Annotated in this window: 14 protein-coding genes; 12 read left to right on the forward strand and 2 right to left on the reverse strand. The window is 59.9% G+C overall.

Annotation, left to right across the window (positions count from 1 at the left end):
- Positions 1-9: 9 nt before the first annotated feature.
- On the forward strand, positions 10-2,274 hold the full coding sequence (locus tag FX984_RS23610) for a putative bifunctional diguanylate cyclase/phosphodiesterase (RefSeq protein WP_092356488.1): 2,265 nt from the start codon (positions 10-12) through the stop codon (positions 2,272-2,274).
- A 202-nt stretch (positions 2,275-2,476) separates the two neighbouring features.
- Positions 2,477-4,654: a hypothetical protein gene (locus FX984_RS23615; RefSeq protein ID WP_065926416.1), complete on the forward strand. Its 2,178-nt coding sequence runs from the start codon at positions 2,477-2,479 to the stop codon at positions 4,652-4,654.
- Positions 4,655-4,900: 246 nt separating this feature from the next.
- Here FX984_RS23615 and FX984_RS23620 read toward each other — a convergent pair whose 3' ends face one another.
- Positions 4,901-5,203 carry a DUF2288 domain-containing protein gene (locus tag FX984_RS23620; protein ID WP_065926417.1) on the reverse strand — a complete coding sequence of 101 codons (303 nt, stop codon included), beginning with the start codon at positions 5,201-5,203 and terminating at the stop codon, positions 4,901-4,903.
- A 342-nt stretch (positions 5,204-5,545) separates the two neighbouring features.
- Between FX984_RS23620 and FX984_RS23625 the strand changes: the two genes are divergently transcribed.
- The 9 genes from FX984_RS23625 to FX984_RS23665 all read left to right on the forward strand — a co-directional run bounded on the left by FX984_RS23625 (position 5,546) and on the right by FX984_RS23665 (position 13,171).
- Positions 5,546-6,673 carry a branched-chain amino acid ABC transporter substrate-binding protein gene (locus FX984_RS23625; RefSeq protein WP_027604422.1) on the forward strand — a complete coding sequence of 376 codons (1,128 nt, stop codon included), beginning with the start codon at positions 5,546-5,548 and terminating at the stop codon, positions 6,671-6,673.
- A 229-nt stretch (positions 6,674-6,902) separates the two neighbouring features.
- The gene (livH, locus tag FX984_RS23630; RefSeq protein ID WP_003172375.1) at positions 6,903-7,826 is read left to right on the forward strand and encodes a high-affinity branched-chain amino acid ABC transporter permease LivH; all 924 of its coding nucleotides are present in this window, start codon (positions 6,903-6,905) and stop codon (positions 7,824-7,826) included.
- Positions 7,823-9,076: a high-affinity branched-chain amino acid ABC transporter permease LivM gene (locus FX984_RS23635; RefSeq protein ID WP_027604423.1), complete on the forward strand. Its 1,254-nt coding sequence runs from the start codon at positions 7,823-7,825 to the stop codon at positions 9,074-9,076. The genes livH and FX984_RS23635 overlap by 4 nt, the downstream gene beginning before the upstream one ends.
- A complete protein-coding gene (gene livG, locus FX984_RS23640; protein WP_027604424.1) occupies positions 9,073-9,840 on the forward strand; it encodes a high-affinity branched-chain amino acid ABC transporter ATP-binding protein LivG in 768 nt (255 codons plus the stop codon). Before FX984_RS23635 ends, livG begins: the two co-directional genes overlap by 4 nt.
- Before the next feature lies 1 nt (position 9,841).
- Positions 9,842-10,543, forward strand: a complete 702-nt coding sequence (locus FX984_RS23645; protein ID WP_017844798.1) for an ABC transporter ATP-binding protein — start codon at positions 9,842-9,844, stop codon at positions 10,541-10,543.
- Positions 10,544-10,718: 175 nt separating this feature from the next.
- Positions 10,719-11,015 carry a BufA1 family periplasmic bufferin-type metallophore gene (locus tag FX984_RS23650; protein WP_092356485.1) on the forward strand — a complete coding sequence of 99 codons (297 nt, stop codon included), beginning with the start codon at positions 10,719-10,721 and terminating at the stop codon, positions 11,013-11,015.
- A gap of 22 nt (positions 11,016-11,037) precedes the next feature.
- Positions 11,038-11,916, forward strand: a complete 879-nt coding sequence (bufB, locus tag FX984_RS23655; protein ID WP_146475804.1) for an MNIO family bufferin maturase — start codon at positions 11,038-11,040, stop codon at positions 11,914-11,916.
- Complete coding sequence (locus FX984_RS23660) at positions 11,913-12,689, forward strand: HvfC/BufC N-terminal domain-containing protein (protein ID WP_146475805.1); 777 nt, start codon at positions 11,913-11,915, stop codon at positions 12,687-12,689. The genes bufB and FX984_RS23660 overlap by 4 nt, the downstream gene beginning before the upstream one ends.
- Complete coding sequence (locus FX984_RS23665; protein ID WP_027604428.1) at positions 12,686-13,171, forward strand: DoxX family protein; 486 nt, start codon at positions 12,686-12,688, stop codon at positions 13,169-13,171. Before FX984_RS23660 ends, FX984_RS23665 begins: the two co-directional genes overlap by 4 nt.
- On the opposite strand, the gene FX984_RS23670 is transcribed toward FX984_RS23665, so the two are convergent.
- Positions 13,168-14,076 (reverse strand): LysR family transcriptional regulator, encoded by a 909-nt coding sequence (locus FX984_RS23670; protein WP_027604429.1) that lies wholly within the window; start codon positions 14,074-14,076, stop codon positions 13,168-13,170. The two genes, FX984_RS23665 and FX984_RS23670, sit on opposite strands and share 4 nt — an antisense overlap.
- Positions 14,077-14,179: 103 nt before the next feature.
- On the opposite strand from FX984_RS23670, the gene FX984_RS23675 reads away from it, so the two are divergent.
- Positions 14,180-14,779 carry a short chain dehydrogenase gene (locus FX984_RS23675; RefSeq protein WP_027604430.1) on the forward strand — a complete coding sequence of 200 codons (600 nt, stop codon included), beginning with the start codon at positions 14,180-14,182 and terminating at the stop codon, positions 14,777-14,779.
- Positions 14,780-14,868: the final 89 nt, after the last annotated feature.

The raw sequence follows: 14,868 nt of genomic DNA on the forward strand, positions 1-14,868 counted from the left end.
GGACATGCTATGGAATGGCTAGGTCTGCACTTTTTTACCGACCTCCCAGCGAACGGGCACTTATTACTCAATTGCAGTCATAACCCTTTTCTGGTGCTGCTGGCCTATCTGGTCGCCTGTGCGGCGGGGTTCGGCACCCTGGACATGGCCGAACGGGTTGGCCATGTCGAAGACCCTACCGCTCGCCGCCATTGGCGTTGGCTGGGTGCCGGTTGCCTGGCAGGGGGTATCTGGTCCACTCATTTCATCAGCATGCTGGCCTTCCAGGCCCCCATCGCGATTCACTACGACCTGCTCATGACGTTCGCCTCGCTGGTCATCGCCCTGATCGCCTCGTTGTTCGCCATGCAAACCCTCGGTCACACCAGACTGCGGTTTAACCAATACCTGCTGGCATCGCTGTGGATGGGCATCGGCATCGCCCTGATGCATTACGTCGGCATGTCGGCCATGCGTTCCCAGGCCCAGGCGTATTTCGAGTCGGGCCTGCTGCTCGCCTCGGTCGGCATCGCCATTGGCGCCAGCCTGGCCGCTCTGTTGTTGTCGAGCTACCTGCGCACCGGTGCCGGCGTCTTCCATCAACTGCTCAAATACGCCGCCAGCCTGATGTTGGGCGCAGGCATTATCAGCATGCACTTTACCGGCATGGCCGCCATGCAACTGATCGTCCCCACCGGCGCCGATCTCTCGTTACCACTGAACAATAACCCTATCCAACTGGGCCTGTCGGTCGCCGTGATCACCCTGCTGGTGATCGGCAGCAGCATCAGCGCCGCGCTGGCGGACAAGAAGCTGCAGCACAAGGAGCGCGACCTGCGTCGGGTCAACGCGCTGCTCAGCGAACTGGACCAGGCCCGCGCCTCCCTGCAACAGGTGGCGCATTACGATGCGCTGACCGGCCTGCTTAATCGGCGCGGCTTCAATCAGATTTTTGCGGAAAAAATCGCCGAAAAAACGGCTTCAAACGGCATGATGGCGGTTATTTTCCTCGATATCGATCACTTCAAACGCATCAACGACAGCCTCGGCCATGACGCTGGGGATCAATTGCTCAGCGTGCTCGCCAGCCATATCAAAGGCTCCGTGCGCAGCCATGCGGACGTGGTCGCACGGTTTGGCGGCGATGAGTTCTGCATCCTGATCAGCGTTCACCACCGCGACGAAGCGCGACACCTGGCCCAGCGCATCATGCAGAAGATGAAGGACCCGGTCGAACTCGCCGGCCGCCGTATGGTGATGACCACCAGCATCGGCATCAGCCTGTTTCCGGAGGATGGCCTGACCTGCGAAGAGCTGCTCAAAAATGCCGACCTGGCGCTGTACCAGTCCAAGGACATGGGACGCAATGGCCTGAACTTCTTCAGCTCCAACCTGAAGACCCGTGCCTTCCTCGAACTGCAATTGGAAGAAGAGCTACGCAGCGCCCTGCGCGCCCAGAACCAGTTGGTACTGTTCTACCAACCGATCTTTGACATGAAGCTGGGCAAAGTGACACGCCTGGAGGCCCTGGTGCGCTGGCAGCATCCGCAACAGGGGCTACTGACCCCAGACCGGTTTATCGGAATTGCCGAAAGCAACGGGCTGATCGCCGAACTCGACCACTGGGTCTTGCGCCAGGCCTGTCATGACTTGAGCCTGCTCTCCGACCGAGGCTATACCGAACTGACCATGACAGTGAATTGCTCGGCCCTGAACCTGGCCCGCGATGAGCTGGCGGATGAGATCGAAGATGCGCTGCGCTTCAGCGGGATCGGCGCCAACCGCCTGGAGCTGGAAGTGACCGAAAATGCCTTGATGGGCAATATCAGCAGCACCCTGGCCCTGCTGCGGCAAATCCGCGCGCTGGGCGTGTCGCTGGCCATCGACGACTTTGGCACCGGCTACTCCTCACTCGCCTACCTCAAACGCCTGCCGCTCAACACCCTGAAGATCGACCGCTCGTTTATCCAGGACATTCCCAAGTCGACCGCCGACATCGAGATCGTCCAGGCGATTATCGGCATGGCTCACACCCTGCACCTGCAAGTGGTGACCGAAGGCGTGGAAACCCAGGCCCAATTCGATCTGCTGCTCAACCATGGCTGTGATTTCGTCCAGGGCTACCTGTTGAGCCCGGCGGTGCCCGCCAGTGAAATAATGGGTGCAATGCAGGGCATCGACAGACGCAACCCGCTCAACTCATCCAACGTGGCGGGAACCAAGGACACGCCCCTGAAAAAAGAGCTCTCCTTGAGCCGCTCCGTACCCCACTCCATCGTCAGACCCATTCGCTGAGGTCCAATCTTTGGCATTTCGCCATCATTTACCTAAAGATCGCCGACAAACGGCCGATCCATCAGAGTCCGGCCAGGTTTTTCCTGAGCACACAGGGTCAGCCTGAGCGTTCCGGACAAGGACGCACTGTAAAGTCGCGAACTCCCATTCCGTGATGGCCATTTGATACTTTTCAGCCATCCTCCCAGGCACATGGCGCACAATGACTTCTAAAAATAACCCAGCCACCGTGGTATCCGATGTGTTGCTCCCAGCTCCTGCGGACAAGCCCTCAGGTTCAAAGTCATTGAGCACCGCCCGCCCGCTGGCCACCCAGCAATACCTGTACTTCACCGAAACCAATACCGACCGCATCCTCGATAACCTCGACGGCCTGCGCGACATGGTGTTCCCGCGCCCGCCTCACCTGGAAGGCGACAGCGAGCAGCACAGCGAGCAGGAATTCCCCTCGGTCTGCCTGATCGGCCTGGGCCGCTGCGGTTCGAACATCGCGCTGGACGTGGCGGAGCTGGTGTACAACGCGCGCAAGTTCTACCTCAACGAATTCAGCACCGAAGACAAATCCTTGGATAAGGGCTACAGCCCGGCCCAGTGGATTCGCAACAACCTGCGCCTGGGCGGCGGCAAGGCCAGCAAGCCGGTGTTCCTGGTGGAACCGCTGGTGATGCTCGGCGACCTGGACAAGGACATCGCCGGGCGTATCCGTTTCTCGCGCAAGGGCGAAAAAAGCGGCTTCCTGCGCGACTACAGCAAGATGAAAATCATGGACCTCTCCGAAGTCCATGCCGGTGGCGCCGGTAACGCGCCGATCCTCGGCCAGTACCTGGCCAAGATCATCCTGAACAAAGACACCCAGCGCTTTTCCAGCCCCGACTGGAAGATGATCCACTCGTACCTGATCGACTCCTGCGGCATCAAGGCCAACCAGTCGCGCCTGTACTTCTCGATCTTCAGCGCCGGCGGCGGTACCGGTTCGGGCATGGCCTCGGAATTCGGCCTGGCGCAGCAGCATTCGTACATGAACAAGACGTTCGACACCAAGCCCGCCGACGAGCACGACAGCAAAAGCGGCCACGCCTTCGTGTTCGAACCGATCTTCACCAGCGGTATTTGCGTGCTGCCGAACATCTCCGACCACCGCAGCGAAATGTCCGAGGCGCTGCACATCAACGCCGGACGCTTGCTGTGCAAGTACCTGTCGGAAGAATGGGACTTCTCATACAACTTCGACAATGAAGACAGCAGCGAAGCCAGCGTAAAGGGGCGTATCCGGCCGTGGAACGCGATGATGCTGATCTCCAACGACATCATGCGCTACGCCGAAGAGAGCGATGACGGCAATATCCAGAACATTGACGTCAATGCCATGGAAAAACACGCCAACCAGTACATCTCCCAGCAGATCTTCAACATCCTCACCGCCCAGGCCGTGACCACCGACTACGACCAGAACTACTTCCGTCGCGCCGGCATCGACATCGGCGAAACCATCCGCCTGGACGCCAATGACCTGTTCATGAGCCTGGCCGGGCCGGTGGCGATTGCCTACGCCGAATCCGTAGTACCGGAAACCCCGGCGCCGTCCAATGACAAGTTCAAAGTCTTCGAGAAAGAGCCCCAGCGCCTGAACATCGACGACCTGTTCTTCCGCTCCATCGACCTGCCGCATTTCAACAAGGTCACCCAGGCCATCGAAGGCATCAGCCTGTTGCCGATCGAGTCCAAGCGCTACAAGGCGTCCCTGGAGCAATACAAGAACTCCGGCTACGATGCGGCGGCGCTGCATGACCTGCACTTTTTCAAGAACTGCTCGTCGGTGGTGTCGATCGTCTCGCTGCCCAAGGACTACAAGCTGTCCTACATGGACCTGAACCGGCTCAAGACGCACCTCAACAGCCTGTTCCCCAACACCACCCTCAAGCGCTATGCCCTGGTAATCGGCGCGTCCGCCAACCTGTCGCTGACCACCCTGATCGCCAAGAGCCCGTGCCTGTCGGATGACTTCCTGACGCTGATCGTGGCCTTTATCAAGCGTTGCTTTGCACGCAACCCGTACCGCTTCGACGACACCCTGGACAACTCGATCCTGGATTTCATCATCCACGAGGACTTCGACGAAGACCGCATCGACGAGTTGCTCAACGAGTTTGAAAACCCGGCGAAGATCCTCGATACCAACTGGTACGCGATCAAGCCGATGTATGAGAAGAAGTACCGCGAGTTGATCAACGACAAAGAGAAGTTCGTGTCGATCAATGACATTCGCCTGTCACGGGATTGCGTGAAGAAGGCGATCAAGTACCTGCGCGAGATTTATCGTCACAGGATCGGCAAGACCAAGGTTATCTCGTTGAACAACCATACCGGCAAGACCGGCTGACTTGAGGGGATGCCATCGCGGGCAGGCCCGCGATGGCGCTTTCAGTAACGACCAGATTCCACCTCATTGGCACACCCGGAAACAATTCCCCAGGCTTTCGGCGCGGCCTGAAACTGTTCCCGTGACGTGCACGTCACCCTTGGCTGTGACCTTTCTCCACGGCAAGATGCCATCACGCCGACAGCGGTTACTCCACTACACACTTCTTCGTGCGAAAAACACGCACCTTTTTAGTGCGAGCTTTTCTTACCCTGCCCTTTCCTGGATCAGAATCCACGGGGAAACCACCACCGCCCATAAGCTCGGATCGCGCTCCACCAGGTCCAATGCCCGCGGTGCAGACACTTCGCCAAGGCTGCCCGCAGCCAGCCAGGCAGCGACTTTGTCGCGATTGTCCTCGGCCATTCCCTCGGCGGCTTCGATCAAATCCAGGCTTGGGTCGACCCACAATAGGGCACCTTTGGCAAAGAACGGTTCAAGCTCTTTCCAGGAGATTTCGGCGGTTTCACCGAGCAGCTTGGCATAGAGGGTGCTAGGTTCTTGCGTCATGGGAGTTCACCTGAAGAAAAAATCGGCGCAATCATAACGTCACGCTTCAGGCAGAAAAACCCAGTTGCAAATGCGTTATCGATTGAAAGTGTCAGGAAAGCCAAGGAATGCGCGAGAGTCAGGCATTACCCCCGCCGCAATTCTGTCTTTTTCTTTCATTTAAGCGACACCCCCGGGGTTTGCCCCCGGCAGCCAGCTTTTCAAGCGATCAACCGGCGCTCTACACTGTACCGGTACAGTTGCCAGGGCACTGCCGGGGGGATATCCGAGATATCCGATCCGGTTCTGCAGCTCACAAGGCCGCTAGAACTATAAAAAATACAACAGTAAGAGTGGAGCACTATGAATAAGGCTACTAAGCAGATTTCCAAACTGTTTGCCGCTATGGTCCTGGCTGGGGTTGCCGGCCATTCGTTCGCAGCCGACACCATCAAGATCGGCATCGCCGGTCCAAAGACTGGTCCTGTAACGCAATACGGCGACATGCAATTCATGGGTGCCAAGCAGGCCATCGCCGACATCAACGCCAAGGGCGGCGTCGACGGCAAGATGCTCGAAGCCAAGGAATACGACGACGCCTGCGATCCTAAACAAGCCGTGGCCGTGGCCAACAAAGTGGTCAACGACGGCGTCAAGTTCGTGGTCGGTCACCTCTGCTCCAGCTCCACTCAGCCTGCGTCCGACATCTATGAAGACGAAGGCGTGATCATGATTACCCCGGCAGCCACCAGCCCGGAAATCACCGCCCGTGGCTACAAGCTGATCTTCCGCACCATCGGCCTGGACAGCGCCCAAGGCCCGGCGGCCGGCAACTACATCGCCGACCACGTGAAGCCGAAAATCGTTGCCGTCCTGCACGACAAGCAGCAATACGGTGAAGGTATCGCCACCGCCGTCAAACAGACCCTTGAGAAGAAAGGCACCAAGGTTGCCGTCTTCGAAGGCCTGAACGCCGGCGACAAAGACTTCTCCTCGATCATCCAGAAGCTCAAGCAAGCCAACGTCGATTTCGTCTACTACGGCGGCTACCACCCGGAGCTGGGCCTGATCCTGCGCCAAGCCAAGGAAAAAGGCCTGAACGCCAAGTTCATGGGTCCGGAAGGTGTCGGCAACGACTCCATCTCGCAAATCGCCCAGGGCGCCTCCGAAGGCCTGCTGGTGACCTTGCCTAAATCCTTCGATACCGACCCGGCCAACAAAGCCATCGTTGAAGAGTTCGCCAAGAACAAGCAGGACCCAACCGGTCCGTTCGTGTTCCCGGCCTACTCGGCCATTGAAGTCATCGCCGGCGGCATCAAGGCCGCCAAGAGCGAAGACACCGCAAAAGTGGCCGAAGCCATCCACGCGGGCACCTTCAAGACCCCTACCGGCGAGCTGAGCTTCGACGCCAAGGGCGACCTGAAGGACTTCAAGTTCGTGGTCTACGAATGGCACTTCGGCAAACCAAAAACCGAAGTTTCCCCTCAGTAAGCCAGGCGTTACTGGTCCAACAAGCCCACTGTGAGAGCAGTGGGCTTTGTTTTACGAGGTTTATGGGCCTGTCACCCGCGATCCGGGCGCTGGCTCACCTGAAAATCTTAAAACCGTCACCAGCGGTTCGCTGGCAAACGCTTTGTGCAAATGTGCTCACAGAACACAGCACGGGGCCGGAACATGACTCCACCAGTGAAATGCGTATCGGGTTTTTAGGAGCGCTGTAATGCCTGAGATCTATCATTTTTTCCAACAGCTGGTTAATGGGCTGACCATTGGCAGCACCTATGCCTTGATAGCCATTGGCTACACAATGGTTTACGGCATCATTGGAATGATCAACTTCGCCCATGGCGAGGTATACATGATTGGTTCCTACGTGGCCTTCATTGCCCTTGCCGGGCTGGCCATGATGGGTATCCACTCCCTGCCGCTGTTGATGACCGCCGCGTTCCTGGCGTCGATCGTCGTAACCAGTGCCTATGGCTACAGTATCGAGCGCGTTGCCTACCGTCCCTTGCGTGGCAGCAACCGTTTGATCCCGCTGATTTCCGCCATCGGCATGTCGATTTTCCTGCAGAACACCGTATTGCTGTCCCAGGACTCCAAGGATAAATCCATCCCCAACCTGATCCCGGGGAGCTTCTCCTTCGGTCCGGGCGGTGCGGAAGAAGTGTTGATTTCCTACATGCAGATCCTGGTCTTCGTCGTCACCCTGGTGGCCATGCTGGGCCTGACCCTGTTCATCTCCCGCTCCCGTCTGGGGCGCGCCTGCCGGGCCTGCGCCGAAGACATCAAGATGGCCAACCTGTTGGGCATCAATACCAACAACATCATCGCCCTGACCTTCGTGATCGGTGCCGCACTGGCAGCCGTCGCGGCCGTACTGCTGAGCATGCAGTACGGCGTGATCAACCCCAACGCCGGTTTCCTGGTAGGCCTCAAGGCGTTTACCGCAGCGGTATTGGGCGGCATCGGCAGTATCCCGGGCGCGATGCTAGGCGGCCTGGTGCTGGGGGTGGCCGAGGCGTTTGGTGCCGATATTTTCGGCGACCAATACAAGGACGTCGTCGCGTTCGGCCTGTTGGTCCTGGTGCTGTTGTTCCGTCCGACCGGCATCCTGGGCCGTCCGGAGGTTGAGAAAGTATGAGCAGATATCTTAAATCGGCGTTTTTCAGCGCCTTGCTGGTGTGGGCGGTGGCCTTCCCGGTACTCGGCCTCAAGCTGAGCATTGTCGGCATCAACCTGGAGGTGCATGGCACCGGCCCCGTGACGCTGACCATCATCGCCCTGTGTTCGGTGCTGATGTTCCTGCGCGTGCTGTTCACCCAGCAGGTCGGCGCACTGTTCAAGCGCAACCGTGGCCCGCTGGTCTCGCCCAAGGTCAGCCAATTCCTGACCCTGCCACGCACGCAGCGCTACATCATCATCGGCCTGATCGTGGCCGCGTTGATCTGGCCGTTCTTCGGCTCGCGCGGTGCGGTCGACATTGCCACCCTGATCCTGATCTACGTGTTGCTGGGCCTGGGCCTGAACATCGTAGTGGGCCTGGCCGGCCTGCTCGACCTGGGTTATGTGGGCTTCTACGCCGTGGGTGCCTACACCTACGCGCTGCTGTCGCACTACCTGGGCTGGAGCTTCTGGATCTGCCTGCCGCTGGCCGGCATGGCGGCGGCCACGTTCGGCTTCCTGCTGGGCTTCCCGGTATTGCGCCTGCGTGGTGACTACCTGGCCATCGTGACCCTGGGCTTCGGGGAAATCATCCGTCTGTTCCTGCGTAACCTGACCGACATCACCGGTGGCCCCAACGGCATCAGCAGCATCCCCAAGCCGACGTTCTTCGGGCTGTCGTTCGACCGCACCGCTGCCGAAGGCATGCAGACGTTCCACGAGTACTTCGGGATCGACTACAACCCGGTGAGCAAAGTGGTGTTCCTGTACCTGGTGGCGCTGTTGCTGGCGCTGGCGGCACTGTTCGTGATCAACCGCTTGCTGCGCATGCCGATCGGCCGTGCCTGGGAAGCGTTGCGCGAAGATGAAATCGCCTGCCGTGCCCTGGGCCTGAACCCGACCATCATCAAGCTCTCTGCCTTCACCCTGGGTGCCGCGTTCGCCGGTTTTGCCGGCAGCTTCTTCGCCGCTCGCCAAGGCCTGGTGACCCCGGAGTCGTTCACCTTCATCGAGTCGGCGATCATCCTCGCCATCGTGGTGTTGGGTGGCATGGGCTCGCAGCTGGGCGTGATCCTGGCGGCGATCGTGATGATCCTGCTGCCGGAAATGATGCGTGAGTTCAGCGAATACCGCATGTTGATGTTCGGCGCCATGATGGTGCTGATGATGATCTGGCGACCTCAAGGCCTGCTGCCCATGCAACGTCCACACATGGAGCTGCGCAAATGAGCCGCGAGATCCTGAAAGTCGAAAACTTGAGCATGCGCTTCGGCGGCTTGCTGGCGGTCAACGGCGTCGCCCTGACCGTGAAAGAGAAACAGGTGGTTGCGCTGATCGGCCCCAACGGCGCCGGCAAGACCACGGTGTTCAACTGCCTCACCGGTTTCTACAAGCCGAGTGGCGGCAGCATCCTGCTGGACGGCCAGCCGATCCAGGGCCTGGCCGGCCACGAGATTGCCCGCAAGGGCGTGGTGCGCACCTTCCAGAACGTACGGCTGTTCAAGGACATGACGGCGGTCGAGAACCTGCTGATCGCCCAGCACCGTCACCTGAACACCAACTTCTTTGCGGGCCTGTTCAAGACCCCGGCGTTCCGCAAGAGCGAGCGCGAGGCCATGGAATACGCTGCGTACTGGCTGGACAAGGTCAACCTCACCGAGTTCGCCAACCGCCCCGCCGGCACCCTGGCCTATGGTCAGCAACGTCGCCTGGAAATCGCTCGCTGCATGATGACCCGTCCGCGGATCCTGATGCTCGACGAACCGGCCGCCGGCCTGAACCCCAAGGAAACCGAAGACCTCAAGGCGCTGATCGGCGTGTTGCGTGAGGAAAACAACGCCACGGTGCTGTTGATCGAACACGACATGAAACTGGTCATGAGCATTTCCGACCATATCGTAGTGATCAACCAGGGCACGCCGCTGGCGGACGGGACGCCGGAGCAGATCCGCGACAATCCTGAAGTGATCAAAGCCTATCTGGGGGAAGCGTAAAATGCTGCAATTCGAAAACGTTTCCACTTTCTACGGCAAGATCCAGGCCCTGCACAGCGTCAACGTCGAAGTGCGCCAGGGTGAGATCGTCACGCTGATCGGTGCCAACGGCGCCGGCAAGTCGACCTTGCTGATGACCTTGTGCGGCTCGCCGCAGGCCCACAGCGGCAGCATCCGCTATATGGGTGAAGAGCTGGTGGGCCAGCAGTCGTCGCACATCATGCGCAAGAGCATTGCCGTGGTGCCGGAAGGCCGGCGGGTGTTCTCGCGCCTGACCGTGGAAGAAAACCTGGCCATGGGCGGGTTCTTCACCGACAAGGGCGACTACCAGGAGCAGATGGACAAGGTGCTGCACCTGTTCCCTCGCCTCAAGGAGCGCTTCAGCCAGCGCGGCGGCACCATGTCCGGCGGCGAGCAGCAAATGCTCGCCATCGGCCGGGCGCTGATGAGCAAGCCCAAGCTGTTGCTGTTGGACGAACCCTCCCTGGGCCTGGCACCGATCATCATCCAGCAGATCTTCGACATCATCGAACAACTGCGCAAGGACGGTGTAACGGTGTTCCTGGTGGAGCAGAACGCCAACCAGGCGCTGAAAATCGCTGACCGCGCCTACGTGCTGGAAAACGGCCGGGTGGTGATGCAGGGCACGGGCGAGCAGCTGCTGACCGATCCGAAGGTGCGTGAGGCGTACCTGGGCGGCTAAGAGACGGTGGCTGGATAAGCCGGGTCTCATGTGGGAGGGAGCAAGTTCCCTCCCACATTTTTTTGCATTGTTTGAAATTATTTCGTCTGGCCTTGTAACGAACATCCCCCTCCCGCCTCTAGTGGTGCAAGCAGGCATTCAAGCCCGCTCCTCAACCTACTGCTGGAGATCCACCATGACCACCAAACTGTCTGCCGCTTCCCTCGTCCTCGCCCTGAGTTCGGCCTTGAGCCTATCCGCCCTGACCACCAGCGCCCACGCTGCCGACGACATGCAGAAGTGCTTCGGCGTCGCTGAAGCCGGCAAGAACGATTGCGCCGCCGGTGCCGGCACGTCCTGCGCCGGCACCTCGAAGACCAAGGATCAGGCCAACGCCTGGAAATTGGTCCCGGCCGGCACCTGCACCCAAACCCCAAGCTCCACCTCGCCGACCGGCTTCGGCCAGGAAGCCGCCTTCACCGCCAAGTCCTGACCCCTGCCTGGCCTGAGTACGGATGATGACGCTTTCACTCCTGCCCACAGTCTCACCGATTCAGATGCCCGGGCTCCCCTATCGGACCGGGCTGGGGCTGAAGCACGAGCACTTCAAGGAAGTGCTCGATACTTCGCCCGACATCGGTTTTTTTGAAGTGCACGCCGAAAACTACATGGTGGCCGGCGGCCCGTTTCATCATTACCTGGGGTTGATTCGCGAACGTTACCCGCTGTCGTTGCACGGCGTGGGCCTGTCCATCGGTGGCGAAGGCCCGCTCAACCGTGAGCACCTGGGACGCTTGGCCGCACTGATCGAACGCTACCAACCCCACTCATTTTCCGAACACCTGGCCTGGTCCAGTCACGGCCCGGTGTTCCTCAACGACCTGCTGCCCCTGGCTTATGACGCCACCACCTTGAGTCGAGTTTGCGAGCACGTCGACCAGGTACAGAGCACCCTCAAGCGGCAGATGCTGCTGGAGAATCCATCGACCTACCTGCAGTTCCAGCGCTCGACCCTGGACGAGACCGACTTCATCAGCGAGATCATCCGCCGCACCGGCTGCGGCCTGCTGCTGGACGTGAACAACGTCTACGTGTCGTGCATAAACCACCAGCGCGACCCTCTGGCCTACATCCACGCCCTACCATTGCGCGCCGTGGGTGAGATTCATCTGGCCGGCTTCGCCGAAGACACCGACAGCCTGGGCGATCGCCTGCTGATCGATGACCATGGCGCGCCCATCGATAACGCGGTGTGGCTGCTGTACGAACACGTACTCGCGCTGACGGGCCCGGTCGCAACCCTGATCGAGCGCGACAACCAAGTGCCGGCCTTCAGCGTGCTATGCGCGGAAGCCCAGCACGCTGAACGGTACTTATCGCAGGTCCACCCATGAGCCTTCACGACGCCTTTTCCAGCGCCTTGCTGGCGCCCGGCCAACCTTGCCCCGACGGCCTGTTCAGCAGCAACGGGGCCGACCCGGCCAGTCGTTTTGCGGTGTATCGCAACAATGTTCACAACTCGTTGATCAATGCGCTGGCAACCGCATACCCCGTAACCGCGCAATTGGTCGGCGATGAATTTTTCCGCGCCATGGCCGGCATTTTCGTCCAGGCCTACCCGCCCGCCAGCCCGCTGATCAGCGAGTACGGCGGCACATTCGCCGACTTTATCCAAGGTTTTGAACCGGCCGCCAGCGTGCCCTACCTGGCCGATGTCGCCCGGTTGGAACGCTTGCGGGTTCGCGCTTATCACGCAGCGGATACAGCCGTGGTGGATCCGCAAGCCGTTCTGCAGCAACTGCAAGCCCACACGAAGCCGGGGGCGCTGCATCTGCAACTGCACCCGTCCGTTGGCACATTGAATTCCGCCTACGCAGTGGTTGCAGTATGGGCGGCACACCAGACCGAGGGCGCCCTGGCCACCCTGGATCCCTGGCATGCCCAGAGCGCGCTGGTGTTGCGCCAAGGGTTGAGCGTCAAGGTCTTCGCCATCGACGGCGGCTCGGTCGCCTTTATCAATAGCCTGAAATGCGGCTCGGCGCTGGAAATGGCCGTCGCCAATGCCCTCGAGGCCAGCGCCGAGTTCGACCTGCACCAATGCCTCACGCTGCTGATCAACCACGACGCCCTCAGTCATCTGCTCCCAGAACAACAGGTATCGCCATGAACACTTCCGATTCGTGCCTGATCAAACAGGCCATCGCGCTTTTCGAGAAAATTCCCTACAGCCTGCTGGCGTTTATTGCGCGCTTCTCCATAGCGGCGGTGTTCTGGAAGTCCGGGCAAACCAAGGTCGAAGGCCTTGCCATTGACCTGATCAACGGCACGTTCGAACTTGGTGCCCCCAGACTCGCCGCCTCGACATTGCCGCTGTTTCGCAGTGAATACCACGTGCCATTGCTGTCGCCGGAAGTGGCCGCGCACATGGCGGCGTTTGCCGAGCACTTTTTCCCGGTGCTGATCCTGGCGGGCCTGGCCACGCGCTTCTCAGCCCTGGCCTTGATCGGCATGACCCTGGTCATTCAGTTGTTCGTCTACCCGGACGCCTACCCCACCCACGGCACCTGGATGGCGCTGCTGTTGCTTTTAGTCGCCAAAGGCCCGGGCAGCCTGTCCATCGATCACCTGATTGCGCGCCGCTACCGTTAAAGCCGATCCAGCGCCTCACCGCTGCGCTTGAACCAGTCCACCAGGTAGTCGGCCAATACTTGGGTACGTCTCGGCAGGCCGCCTTGATAAGGATGGACCAGGTACATCGGCATACTCCGCGTCTGGTAATCACGCAGGAGCCAACGCAATCGGCCGTCAGCCAATTCCGTGGGCAGCACGTAGGACGGCAAGCGGGCGATTCCGGCCCCTACCAGGGCGGCCTTCTTCAGCAAGTTGTAATGGTTGGAGGCAAAGGTGCCGCTCACCCTCACCCGCAACAACTCGTGCTGCTGGTGATAAAGCCATTCCTCGCGACCGCTGTAGTGGCTGTTGAGTAAACAGCTGTGCGCCGCAAGATCCCCAGGGGTCAGGGGTTCGCCATGTTGCTCCAGGTAAGCGGGACTGGCGCAGGTCATCTCGTGCCAGGCCAGCAGCGGCCTGGCCACCAGACGCTCGTTTTCAATCACCCCCGAACGCACCCCCAGGTCAAAGCCGTCTCGCGCCAGGTCTCGGTAGCTGTTGTTGAGCTCCAGCTCGATCTGCACCTGGGGATACTGCTTGGAAAACTCCAGCAACAAACCATCGAAGAAGGTTTCCCCTAATGAAACCGGAACCGTCATACGCACAGGCCCGGCCAAATCGTCCTTGAGACGCGCCAATGCCTGTCGGGCGCGATCCACCTGCACCACCAGCGCTTGCGCCTGGGGCAACAGCGCCGCACCGGCGGCGGTCAGGCTGAGCCTGCGTGTGGTGCGGTGCAGCAAGACCACGCTGAACTGCGCTTCCAAATGGCTGATGCGCTTGGACAACTGGCCCTTGCTGCAGCCCAGTTGCTCGGCCGCCACGGTAAAACTGCCGGCTTCGATCAGTACGGCAAAGGCCGCCAGGTCATCCATCTCGCTCATGGACTGTTTCCATTTGAAAACCAAAGGTTGCCTATTAGCACGTTTATCCGCTTAAAAAGCCACTCTAGACTGAACCTTCACTTACTCCTGGAGGGACAGCCCCATGAAAATCCTATTGATTGGCGCCAGTGGCACCGTCGGCTCGGCAGTCAAGGCCGAACTGGCCCAGCGTCACGAGGTGACCAGCATTGGCCGCAGCAGCGGCGACTTCCAGGTGGATATCAGCGACAGCACCTCGATCCGCAACCTGTTCGAGCAGACCGGCAAATTCGATGCACTTGTCTGCACTGCAGGCAACGTGAATTTCGTGGCGCTGGGGGATATGGGCGAAAGCGACTTTGAACTGGGCCTGCGTGACAAGCTGATGGGCCAGGTCAACCTGCTGTTGATCGGCCGCGAGTATGCCAACGACGGCGCGTCGTTCACCTTCACCAGTGGCATTCTCAACCGTGACCCGATCCGTACTGGCGCTTCGGCTGCGCTGGTCAATGGCGCACTCGACGCGTTTATCAAAGCCGCGGCAATCGAATTGCCACGGGGGCTGCGCATCAACTCCGTGAGCCCGACCGTGCTGGTGGAGGCCATGGGCAGCTACGCACCGTACTTCCGTGGCTATAAACCGGTTCCGGGGGCCGATGTGGCATTGGCCTATGCAAAAAGCGTGGAGGGCTTACAGACCGGCCAGACATTTATTGTTGGCTGAATGTAACCATTGTAAGAATTGCCTGAAGCAGGGCTGCGGGGTTGTGATGCAACGCCAGCCTGCGTAACGTGGCGGCACTTGTCTGGAGA

The organism is Pseudomonas marginalis (assembly GCF_008692035.1).
GTDB classification, from domain to species: Bacteria; Pseudomonadota; Gammaproteobacteria; order Pseudomonadales; family Pseudomonadaceae; genus Aquipseudomonas; species Aquipseudomonas marginalis.

Coding starts and splice junctions, on each gene's coding strand:
- FX984_RS23620 (WP_065926417.1), bottom strand. CDS start 5,203: ATGACGCAAGAACCTAGCACCCTCTATGCCAAGCTGCTCGGTGAAACC.
- livH (WP_003172375.1), top strand. CDS start 6,903: ATGCCTGAGATCTATCATTTTTTCCAACAGCTGGTTAATGGGCTGACC.
- FX984_RS23645 (WP_017844798.1), top strand. CDS start 9,842: ATGCTGCAATTCGAAAACGTTTCCACTTTCTACGGCAAGATCCAGGCC.
- FX984_RS23615 (WP_065926416.1), top strand. CDS start 2,477: ATGACTTCTAAAAATAACCCAGCCACCGTGGTATCCGATGTGTTGCTC.
- bufB (WP_146475804.1), top strand. CDS start 11,038: ATGATGACGCTTTCACTCCTGCCCACAGTCTCACCGATTCAGATGCCC.
- FX984_RS23635 (WP_027604423.1), top strand. CDS start 7,823: ATGAGCAGATATCTTAAATCGGCGTTTTTCAGCGCCTTGCTGGTGTGG.
- FX984_RS23625 (WP_027604422.1), top strand. CDS start 5,546: ATGAATAAGGCTACTAAGCAGATTTCCAAACTGTTTGCCGCTATGGTC.
- FX984_RS23610 (WP_092356488.1), top strand. CDS start 10: ATGGAATGGCTAGGTCTGCACTTTTTTACCGACCTCCCAGCGAACGGG.
- FX984_RS23675 (WP_027604430.1), top strand. CDS start 14,180: ATGAAAATCCTATTGATTGGCGCCAGTGGCACCGTCGGCTCGGCAGTC.
- FX984_RS23660 (WP_146475805.1), top strand. CDS start 11,913: ATGAGCCTTCACGACGCCTTTTCCAGCGCCTTGCTGGCGCCCGGCCAA.
- FX984_RS23670 (WP_027604429.1), bottom strand. CDS start 14,076: ATGAGCGAGATGGATGACCTGGCGGCCTTTGCCGTACTGATCGAAGCC.
- livG (WP_027604424.1), top strand. CDS start 9,073: ATGAGCCGCGAGATCCTGAAAGTCGAAAACTTGAGCATGCGCTTCGGC.
- FX984_RS23665 (WP_027604428.1), top strand. CDS start 12,686: ATGAACACTTCCGATTCGTGCCTGATCAAACAGGCCATCGCGCTTTTC.
- FX984_RS23650 (WP_092356485.1), top strand. CDS start 10,719: ATGACCACCAAACTGTCTGCCGCTTCCCTCGTCCTCGCCCTGAGTTCG.